Source organism: Asticcacaulis sp. (assembly GCF_020217185.1).
Lineage (GTDB): Bacteria > Pseudomonadota > Alphaproteobacteria > Caulobacterales > Caulobacteraceae > Asticcacaulis.
Genome location: NZ_JAIWNX010000218.1, coordinates 1 through 10,000 on the forward strand (window position 1 = coordinate 1; position 10,000 = coordinate 10,000).

The 10,000-nt window shown below is 61.3% G+C and carries 9 protein-coding genes and 1 pseudogene; 4 read left to right on the forward strand and 6 right to left on the reverse strand.

Going from position 1 to position 10,000, the window contains the following annotated elements:
- The coding region (locus tag LDL37_RS10760; protein WP_290797921.1) for a DUF2807 domain-containing protein at positions 1-752 on the forward strand (752 nt) is incomplete at its 5' end.
- A 150-nt stretch (positions 753-902) separates the two neighbouring features.
- Here the strand turns inward: LDL37_RS10760 and LDL37_RS10765 are convergent.
- The 3 genes from LDL37_RS10765 to LDL37_RS10775 all read right to left on the reverse strand — a co-directional run bounded on the left by LDL37_RS10765 (position 903) and on the right by LDL37_RS10775 (position 3,783).
- The gene (locus LDL37_RS10765; protein ID WP_126420794.1) at positions 903-1,472 is read right to left on the reverse strand and encodes a hypothetical protein; all 570 of its coding nucleotides are present in this window, start codon (positions 1,470-1,472) and stop codon (positions 903-905) included.
- A gap of 109 nt (positions 1,473-1,581) precedes the next feature.
- Positions 1,582-2,946, reverse strand: a complete 1,365-nt coding sequence (locus LDL37_RS10770; RefSeq protein ID WP_290797925.1) for an ATP-binding protein — start codon at positions 2,944-2,946, stop codon at positions 1,582-1,584.
- Positions 2,947-3,081: 135 nt separating this feature from the next.
- Complete coding sequence (locus tag LDL37_RS10775) at positions 3,082-3,783, reverse strand: response regulator (RefSeq protein ID WP_013479076.1); 702 nt, start codon at positions 3,781-3,783, stop codon at positions 3,082-3,084.
- A gap of 232 nt (positions 3,784-4,015) precedes the next feature.
- Here LDL37_RS10775 and LDL37_RS10780 point away from each other — a divergent pair, with 232 nt between their 5' ends.
- Positions 4,016-5,338 (forward strand): nucleoside transporter C-terminal domain-containing protein, encoded by a 1,323-nt coding sequence (locus LDL37_RS10780; RefSeq protein ID WP_290797932.1) that lies wholly within the window; start codon positions 4,016-4,018, stop codon positions 5,336-5,338.
- A 194-nt stretch (positions 5,339-5,532) separates the two neighbouring features.
- On the opposite strand, the gene LDL37_RS10785 is transcribed toward LDL37_RS10780, so the two are convergent.
- The 3 genes from LDL37_RS10785 to LDL37_RS10795 form a co-directional block, all read right to left on the reverse strand.
- The gene (locus LDL37_RS10785) at positions 5,533-6,021 is read right to left on the reverse strand and encodes an Hpt domain-containing protein (protein WP_290797935.1); all 489 of its coding nucleotides are present in this window, start codon (positions 6,019-6,021) and stop codon (positions 5,533-5,535) included.
- Positions 6,022-6,117: 96 nt separating this feature from the next.
- Entirely contained in the window at positions 6,118-6,876 is a 759-nt protein-coding gene (locus tag LDL37_RS10790) for an NAD kinase (RefSeq protein WP_290797938.1), read from the reverse strand.
- Positions 6,877-6,925: 49 nt separating this feature from the next.
- Positions 6,926-7,879: a DUF2336 domain-containing protein gene (locus tag LDL37_RS10795; protein ID WP_290797941.1), complete on the reverse strand. Its 954-nt coding sequence runs from the start codon at positions 7,877-7,879 to the stop codon at positions 6,926-6,928.
- A gap of 270 nt (positions 7,880-8,149) precedes the next feature.
- Here LDL37_RS10795 and LDL37_RS10800 point away from each other — a divergent pair, with 270 nt between their 5' ends.
- Complete coding sequence (locus LDL37_RS10800; protein WP_290797944.1) at positions 8,150-9,526, forward strand: hypothetical protein; 1,377 nt, start codon at positions 8,150-8,152, stop codon at positions 9,524-9,526.
- A gap of 161 nt (positions 9,527-9,687) precedes the next feature.
- Positions 9,688-10,000 (forward strand): annotated as a pseudogene (locus tag LDL37_RS10805) (hypothetical protein); the annotation flags it as partial.

Genomic DNA, 10,000 nt, shown 5'->3' on the forward strand with positions numbered 1-10,000 from the left:
CCTTCGTCCTGTCGGTCGCGTGCCTCGCCGGTGCCGCCGGTCTGGCCAGCCATGACATCGCCAAAAACGGCGGGGTGTGGACCCTGTCGGATGTGGGAGATGGAAACAATAACATCCACTTCATGAAGACTACCAAGGCCGATATCGCGCCCACTGTGACGCGCACCCTTGTGTGGAGCGGTAGTGAACAGCTCAAAATCGACGTCCCGGCTGAGGTGGTCTATACTCAGGGGGCCACGCCTTCGGTGACTGTCAACGGCCCTAAGGCCCTGACCGACCGGGTGCGTCTCGAAAACGGCCGTCTCTATCTGGCCGATGGGCCGGATGTCGAAAAGGTGGTGCAGTTCCGCTTCGGGCCGGGCCATATCGAAGCCCACGCCAGCGACGAACTGAAAATCGTCATCACGGCGCCTTCAGTGAAGGATTTCGAGATTTCCGGTTCCGGCGACCTCCGGGTCAGCGCCTACGACCAGCCGACGATTGATCTGCGTATCAGCGGCTCCGGCTCGGCCGAAGTGACGGGCAAGGCCAAGGCGCTGAAGCTCGACATCACCGGTGCGGGCGAAGCCGATTTGTCTGGTCTCAGCGTCGAAGACGCCGATGTCAGCATCTCTGGCTCAGGGGATGCCACCATCGCTCCGACCGGCAAGGTCAAGGTCGATGTCTCGGGATCGGGCAATGTCGATCTGCAAACCCGCCCGGCGCAACTCGATACCCGCATCAGCGGTGCGGGCAGCGTCGAGCAGGATTAGAGCGAAATGACTTTCGGTGGAAACGCCATTTCGCTCTAAATTTTTGTTTTGTCGCGATGTTTTTGCGGAAAACCGCTCACACTTTTCCGCACATCGCTCTAAGCTGAAAAAAGGCCTCTTCGCCAACGCGGAGAGGCCTTTTTCTGATGCTTAAGCCCGCAGGGCGTCGCGGCCCTTGGCGGCGGGTACGACGCGGGCGAAGGCGCGAGGGCCGAACAGTGTCATTTCCATACCGGTTTCCAGTATGTCGCCGCGTCTGGGCTGGCGCAGGAACAGGTCCTCGTCGGGGGTAACGACGTAAAGCCCTTCCGGCGCATAGACGACGACAAGGCTCTCATTACGCAGGATGCCTTCGCCCCACAGCTTGAACTGCGCATAGTAGGGGGCTTGCCGCCACGAGTCCGGGCGTGCCGGGTCCACATCGACATTCAGCGTGGTGCCATTCGGCTCAAGACGCAGGACAAAGCCGGCTATGTTGGGCCGCCACAGACCATTCAGGTCATCGTGTTTCAGCCACAAGCATTTGAAATCCTGACAAATTTGCGGGTGAAGCCCCCAGATACCGCAGCCGGCGTTTTCACGCGTGTGGTTGCATAGCTTCCCGGCCTTTTTGCCGACGTCCTCGACGTCATAGACCTTACAGCACAGATTGCACTCACCGCACGCCTTCAGGGGGGCGCGGGAACGGGCAACCGTTCGATGCGTGGAGGCCTTGGCCATTGGGAACCTTCTGTTCTGGGAAAGCCGATCATTTTTTCGGCTTTAGCGTGCACAATGGGCCCATATGGTCAATAAAGGGTTAGAAAACAGGGTTAACGCGCGGTTGCATTTAACTGATCAGCGGTATGCCTATATCGGCGCGCAGGCCGCCCAGCGGACTCTGATCGAGGTTCAGTTCGCCGCCGTGGCTGCGCACCGTATCGCGGGCGATGGCCAGCCCCAGTCCGACGCCCTTCTTGTTCTGATTGCGCGCATCATCCAGACGTGAAAACGGCTTGAGCGCCTCTTCGCGCTTTTCGGGCGGGATGCCGGGGCCGTCGTCATCGACATAGATATGCAGCGACTGCTTGCCGCCCGCCTTATGCTCGATTTCGGCAGAGACGCGCACCTGAGTGGCGTAGTGAAAGCCGTTCATCACCAGATTGGACAGGGCACGGCTGAGCGCCATGACGCGAATCGAGGTTTCGACGTCTTCGGACAGGGGGACAAATTCCGGCTGATGCCCGGCACGGCGGGCACCGTCCACGACGGTTTCCAGCAGAGCGTTAACGGATGTCGTTTGCGGGCTTTCCTGCATTTCGCCGCGCGCAAAGGCCAGATATTCGTCGATCATATAGGCCATTTCCGACACGTCCTGCTTCATGCGTTCGGTCGCCGCGTCGGGCGGGGCCATAGCCAGTTCCAGTTTCAGCCGCGTCAGGGGGGTGCGCAGGTCGTGGCTCACCGAAGCCAGAAGCGTGGTGCGCTGTTCGATATGGCGCTGGATGCGCGACTTCATCTTGAGGAAGTTCTGCGCCGCGGCGCGTACTTCGGATGCCCCATAGGGCTTGAAATTGGGGTCGTCTTCGCCGCGGCCAAACTTTTCGGCTGCGACGGACAGACGCTCGATGGCGCGCACCTGATTGCGGATAAACAGGATCGACACGGCGGTCAAAAGCAGGGTCGCGCCCGTCATCCACAGTACGAAGATATGGGCGCGGGTGGCGAAGGCGCGCTCACGCGGCGCAATCACCCGGATGACGCCATCCTTCACCTTGACGCGGATATCGACAGACCCGGCATAGCGGGTCGTGTCAAACCAGAAGGGGTCATCCAGTTGCTCATTGAGCGCGCGTTTCAGCGACCGGTCGAGCGCGGCCCAGGCGTTGCGCCGGCGATTTTCGGGCAGGGCGCGGCCGGGCTGATAGACGATGGATAGCTGCATCGACTTCTGCGCGGCGGCGGAGATGGTGGCCATGGTCTGCGGCGTCGGATCGGCCTTGTAGGCATCGACGGCCCAGGCGACGTCTCCGACCAATCCTTCCGACAGCTTGGCGGTAACGGTTTCCCAGTGCATGTCGAAAAAGGCCCAGGTCACCGCCACCTGCATCAGGGCGACGGGCAGGACGATGATCAGCAGGGCGCGGCCCCACAGCGTCTTGGGGATCTTGCGCTTGATGGCCTGCGGCCAGAATTTGAGACGGGGTATGCGCATTCAACCGATCCTCCTCCCCTGCGGGGCGGGGGAGGTGGCGCAGTTGGTCTGCGCCGGAGGGGGCATGTCTTTGCGTGGTTTGCCCCACACACCACTTCGCGGCCCTCCCTCCTCGCGAGCAGGGAGGGCGAAGCCTTAATCCGGTGCCAGCATATAGCCCTTGCCGCGCACGGTTTGCAGGTAGCGCGGGTTCTTGGGGTCCGGCTCGATCTTGCGGCGCAGTCGGGTGACCTGAACGTCCACGGCACGACCGGTGGTATCGACGCTGTCCTTGGCGAGGTCCATACGGTCCACCGGCACATTGGCGCGTTCGGCAAGGTATTTCAGAAGCTGCGCCTCGGCCTCGGTCAGGCGCACCATCGCGCCATTTCGTGTCAGTTCGGCGCGTTCGAGGTCGAAGGTGATCTGACCCATGCTGATGGTCTTCGGCAGGGCAGGCTTGACGCCGGTGCGACGCAGGATCGCTTCGATCCGCAGCAACAGTTCCTGCGGCTCGAATGGCTTGGACAAATAGTCGTCGGCCCCCAGGCTTAGCCCCATAATACGGTCGTCGGGCAGGCCGCGCGCGGTCAGGATGAGGATGGGGACGTTGGAATGCTGCCGCACCCATTTCGATAGCGAGAAGCCGTCTTCGCCCGGCATCATCACGTCGAGGATCAGGAGGTCGAAATCCAGCAGTTGCAGCATCCGCTTGGCGGCGTCAGCATGGGCGGCGGCGGTGACGCGGAAGCCCTGACGCGACAGGAATTCCTTGAGCAGGGTACGGATGCGATCATCGTCGTCAACAACCAGCAGATGGCGAACGACGGCGTCATTAAGACCGGGCTGAGGGCTCACGTTAAGTCCTGTCCTTGTTATGGGCGGCGTCTTGGGGCCGGTTTGCGTCGAGACTACAGGCCCACCGGGTGATTTGTCATCTGGATTTGTCGCCTTTTTGTCATAGCGGGGTGCGGACAGCGAAAATAGTGTCGGACAGACGAAGAAACCGCTTGCCTTGGTTTCAAAGGTTATCGGATATTTACGGTTTGGGCGGCGCAATCGTGTGCAGAGCCGCCAAGGGATTGTGTACATGCCGTCTTACGGAATGCTGAACGTCCAGAGCATACTGGGCATCGGGATCATGCTGCTGGCCTGCTGGCTGCTCTCGGAAAACAAGAAAAAGTTTCCGGTCTTTCTGACCCTTGGTGCCATTGGGGTTCAGGTCCTTCTGGCCTTTCTGTTCTTCGGTTTCCCGCAATCGCAGGCCGTGCTCGACAGCGTGAATGCCGGCGTGGACGCTCTGGCGGCGGCGACCAATCAGGGCACACAGTTCGTCTTTGGCTATCTGGGCGGCGGTGCCCAGCCCTATACTGTGCAGGACCAGAGCGCCCTGTTCGTTTTTGCCTTTCAGGTCCTGCCGCTGATCCTCGTCATTTCGGCCCTGTCGGCGCTTCTGTGGCACTGGCACATCCTCAAATGGATCACGCAGGGCTTCGGATTGCTGTTTCAGAAGACGATGGGCCTTGGCGGCGCGTCGGCACTGGCCGTGGCCACCAACATCTTTCTGGGCATGATCGAAAGCCCCATCGTTATCCGCGCCTATCTGTCGAAGCTATCGCGCTCGGAAGTGTTCATGATGATGGTGGTGGGTCTGGCCACAGTGGCCGGTTCGACCATGGTCGCTTACGCTCTGATCCTTAAGGCGACCCTGCCCAATGCGGCGGGTCACGTGCTGGTCGCTTCGATCATTTCGGCCCCGGCAGGCGTGCTGTTGTCGCGCATTATCGTGCCTGAAAAGGAAGGCGAGGGCGGCGTGGTCGCCGATTACAATTCGTCGCTGAAGTACGACAGCGCCGTCGACGCCATTTCCAAGGGCACGGCGGACGGCCTGATGGTGGTGATGAATATTTCGGCCATCCTGATCGTTTTCGTGTCCTTTGTCTCGCTGGTGAACATCCTGCTGGGCATGTTCCCGCACGTCGGTGGCGAGCCCTTGTCGCTGGAACGCGGTCTGTCCGTCGTTTTCGCGCCTCTGGCCTGGATCATCGGCGTGCCGTGGGAAGAGGCGCAGAAGGCGGGCTATATCCTCGGCACCAAGCTGACCCTGACCGAATTTGTCGCCTTCCTCAAGCTGGGCGCGATCCCGGCAGAGGATATGAGCGAGCGCACACGGATGCTGATGACCTATGCCATTTGCGGTTTTGCCAATATCGGTTCGGTCGGCATCACGGTTACAGGGCTGGGCGTGCTGATGCCCGAGCGCCGCGAAGAGGTGTTGAGTCTGGTGTGGAAGGCCCTGTTTGCCGGCTTTGTCGCCACCTGCCTGTCGGCGGCTATCATTGGAGCTTTGCCGGATGCCCTATTCGGCCTCAGCGAGGCCAAGGCACCGGCCGCAGCGGTCGCCGCGCGCTGACATCCATCCCCCTGAAACGCAAAAAGCCCCGGTGCGAACCGGGGCTTTTTGTGTGACCAAAGCGAAATGACTTTAAGAGAGATCGCCATTTCGCTCTAAATTTTTGTTTTGTCGCGATGTTTTTGCGGAAAACCGCTTACACTTTTGGCTTCGCCGAACTTCGTTTCCGCACATCGCTCCAGACTGAAAGCGGTTCAGTCTTTGAACTTGTCCATATGTTCCTTGACGCGCGCTTCCAGCGTTTCGGCCAGCGTCACGCCCACCGGATGGTTTTCGTCCTTGATCTTGCCGCGCACGACGGCGCGAATGGCATCGACGTGGGCGTCGATCAGAAGGCGCGGCGACTGCAAACGAATGGTCTCGTCGTCCAGCATCTTGCACACCGAACCGGCGATGCGGGTGATCAGCGGATAGCCATAGGTGGTGCCGAGCCCCTTAAGGTCATGGCAGCGGAAATAGAGCTGTTCGGCGTTCTTTTCAGTGAGGCCTTCGCTGCGGATGGTCTCCTGCGCTTTTTCCAGCTTGTTGACCTCATCGTCCAGCCAGTTGTCGAATTGATCCGACAGGGACGACAGGGCTTCTTCCGCCTTGGCAAGCGTGGCCGGATCAAGCGCACCCAGCTTGCCGCCGACCTTGGCGCGCAAAGTGTTGGGGATCTGAATGACCTGGGCTTTTTCGGACATGACGTGGTTATTTCCGTGGGGCTGTTTCGTCAACCATACCCCAAACCCCTTTAGGAAGCCCTAATAGCCACGTATTTCGCCTGTGGACGGCAAAGGTCAGCTCGAAAACTGTTCCGTCAGCACGCGCTCATCATAGCCATTACCGGCATCAAACAGGATGGTCGCCGATAGTTCCGGGGCCTCGACGACCTCGACCTCACGGATATGGCGCACTTCGAACGTATCGGCCGATGCCGCCACCGGGCGCTTGTCGCACTCCAGTACCTCAAAGCGCACCTTGGCCGAGTGGGGCAGCAGGGCACCGCGCCAGCGGCGGGGGCGGAAGGCGCTGATCGGGGTCAGGGCGAGGGCCTGCGCGTCCAGAGGGATGATTGGCCCGTGCGCCGACAGATTGTAGGCGGTCGAACCCGCCGGCGTTGCCACCAGCGCGCCGTCGCAGATCAGTTCCTCCAGCCGCGCCTTGCCATCAATCAGGATGCGGAGTTTGGCGCTCTGATGCGTCTGCCGCAGCAGCGACACTTCGTTGAAGGCCAGCGCCTCCTGCACTTCGCCCCGGCCATTGGTGGCGGTCATGCGCAGGGGGCTGATGCGCGTGTGTTCGGCGCTTTCGATGCGCGCCATCAGGTCGTTTTCACGATATTCGTTCAGCAGAAAGCCGATCGAGCCCATATTCATGCCAAAGATCGGGCGTTCGTCGCGGAAATGCGCGTGCACACACTCCAGAAGCCAGCCGTCCCCGCCCAGCGCCACAATCACATCCGGGTCATTCGACTCGCCATACCGTTTGCGTAAGACCGCGCAGGCGGCCTGAGCTTCGGGGCGTTCGGAGGCGGTAAAGGCGAGTTTGAGGGGCATGAGGCAGGGTCTGAACAGCAGGGGATAGCCGTCTTAAAACGGATTTCGTTCAATGGGAATACATGGCCAGCAGCCTTTGACGGGCTTCGTCAGCATCGAGATCGAACAGGCCGCGCACAAAGGCCAGGTGGCGCTCATGAATGCGCGGGTGCCCTTCATTCAGCGCCTGAACCTGAGCCAGTATGTCCGCAAAGGCGGCCCGGTCGATCTTCGCGGCGCTCAGAAGCAGGACCAGAGGCACGGCGGAGTCCTGCGTCAGGGCGCGGTCCACGACGGCACGGTCCAGTCCGGTCAGGCGCGACAGACCCTGACGGAAGGCGAGGAAGTCACCGCCTTGCAGCCGGTGCAGGGTCTGCGCCGCATCTGTAGGCGGCGTGGTGCGAAAATGCCGGGCATACAGGCCTTCAAAGCGGCCAAGCAAGGTGGCGCGCAGGTCCGGCCCCACCACATCGAGCAGCCGGGCCGCCGCTTCTCGCGTCAGGCGAGGGTGGCGCGTCAGGGGCGCGCGCAGCGCGATGTCTGTGCGCGCGCGGTCGGTCAGGGCATCGAAAGCGGCGGCGTTGAGACGCAGGTGGCGGTTGTTCAACAGCGCGGTGGCCGTGGCGGTGTCAGCCACCGCGATCAGGGCGTCGATGACCGCAGGGCTGAGATGGGGGCGTCGCGCGATCAGGCGCGCGCGGTCGGCTGAGTCGGCCAAAAGCGACAGGAGGTCGTGATCGCGCAAAACCGGTGAACGCAGCAAACCCGCGGCCCCGGCCTGAGGTAAACGGCACAGGGCGGCAATCAGATCCGGATCGGCCCAGTCGGCCTCGGCCAGTTCGTCGAGCACGGCTTGCACGCTGTCTGTGGGCAGGTCCGCGATCAGCGCCTTCAGGCGCGCGACAAAGCCCGGCTGGCTTTCGACCGCCAAGCCTGCCTGCCGCCGCGCCAGAGCGTTCAGTTGCATCAGATGCAAAAGGGTCCGCACCTGAGTCAGGGGGTGAAGACCGCTGTCCGGGCGCACGACTTCGGGCGCGTCTGCCGCAGGGGCGACGCGGTTCAGGTTGTCAGGGGCCGGTGCAACGGCGGAAATGGCAAGCCTCCGGGCGATTCGCTCAAGGTGTACAAGGTTTTAACACTTAGAGTGAAGACTTGCTTAACTCTTTCGTTCAGAGCGCTCTTTCACCTCCTCAGACCCGCCCTCTGCATTTTTGACATGTGCGTTAATGTTGTTTCAACGCTGCATCCGTAGGCTGAGGGGGATGGTGTTGTAAGTAAGGCTGGTGTCAGCGGCATGTCTCAAGACATCCTTTCGACAGGGCAGGGTAGCGCAGCGGAGCCTGAACGGCTGGTGCTGGAGCGCGAGGACGCGGTGAATATCATCGAGCGCCTGCGCGAAACCCGTGTCAGCGCGCGGGGCCATGCCTTTCTGCTCAAACTCGATACGCTGATCGTGCGTCTGGGCTCCAAGTGGGACGTCAAGAGCGAGCTGGTTTACGAACATCTCAAGACCGGGTTTGAACGCCGCTTTCAGGAGCCGAACTGGTGCCTGCGCATCAATGATGACGCCTGGCTGGCCATAATCCCGACGGAAGGATCGCGGCGCGGGGCGTTGTCGGTGACCGAGATGTGGCGCGATCTGGGGAATTTCTTTGTCGGTGACGTCTCCGAAGTGCCGGTGCCCCTGTATGAGGTGCAGGTCGAGGACGTGGACCGCTTCCTGCTCAATCCGATTGACCTCAAAACCTGGTTTGACCGCCCGGAAGCCGGGCCTGAGCGCGTAAAGCCGATCACGGGCGAAACCACGGCTGAGGCCGTCCGCACGCCCGGTCAGGGGCCGCAAATGACCAATATCCAGCGCCCGGTGATGGTGGCGGCCACCGTGACCTTGGCCAATCGCACCCTGCGCATCGCTTCATCCAACGAGCCCCTGTTCGAGATGAAGAAGATGGTGATGATCGGCCACCGACTGGAGCCACTGGTCGTCGAGGCGTCGGACAACACCCTGCTGGACCGCAAGGCGCTGGCCAATATGGATTGGGGTCTGCGCGAGTTGGTCGATATCACCAATATCGAGCAGGGTCTGAAAATTCTGCGTATGCGTGAGGCCGATCAGCGCAAGATGCTGATGGTCGTGCCCGCCGCCTTTTCCACCTTCGCCTCGCAGCGCGCGCGTCAGAAGATCACGCACGAAGTGGCCAAGGCCGCCAATGAGATGGGGCTGAAAGTCCTGTTTGAGGTGCGCGGTCTGGATGGGGTGCCGCCGCACCGCGTTCTGGAAATCGTCTCGCTGATCAAGCCCTTCTGCATGACGGTGGTGGGGCACGTGTCTTCGGACCGCAAGGTCATCTCAGCTCTGGCCAAGTGCGGCCTTTCGGGCGTGTGCATCGAATATGATGGCGTCAAACGCGATGACGACGCGCTGAGCGAATATCTGGGCCAACTGGCGGCCGCGGCCAAACAGGCCGCCGGTGCCTGCATGGTGCAGGGCTTCGACAGCTATCGGCAGATGGCGGTGGCGCGGCTGGCGGGTATTACACACGCCTCGATGAAGGCGGCGGCCATGATGTCGCCGCGCGGGGCCGTGGCGACGGCCAAAACCGTTGCCGACGGCTTGACCCTCAGCCCCGAAGGCCGCGAAAAGCTGAGCGCCCTCGAACGGCCGGAATAGGCTAACTTTCACGCCATGACCTGTGACCCGAATGCGCCACTTTCCACCCTGTGGAAAGTGTCACGATTTGGTGATTGCGCTTTCGTTAATTATGGTTAACGTCATTCTCTGGCTGTTTGATTTTTTATAAAATTTTCCATGAACGGGTCGGGGTGGGGGACATGCTGCTGCCGGAGTCCATAGATGTCGCCGCGGGGCTGGTGTTCATCTACCTGCTGATGAGCGTGCTGGCGACGACGGCGCGCGAAGCCGTAGAAGGCTTTTTCAAAAGCCGTTCGCGCAATCTGGAGCGCGGCCTGATCGAACTTCTGTGCAACCTGCCCAAGGGGCATTCCCTGCGCTTTGACCGCAAGTCGGGTGACAAGCTGCACGGCTTTGAATTTCTGGAAGGGTTTTATAACCACCCCCTGATCATGACGCTGTATCGCGGCAACTACAAGCCGCCGCCGCGCCGCCGCTTTTTCGAAGGGCGCA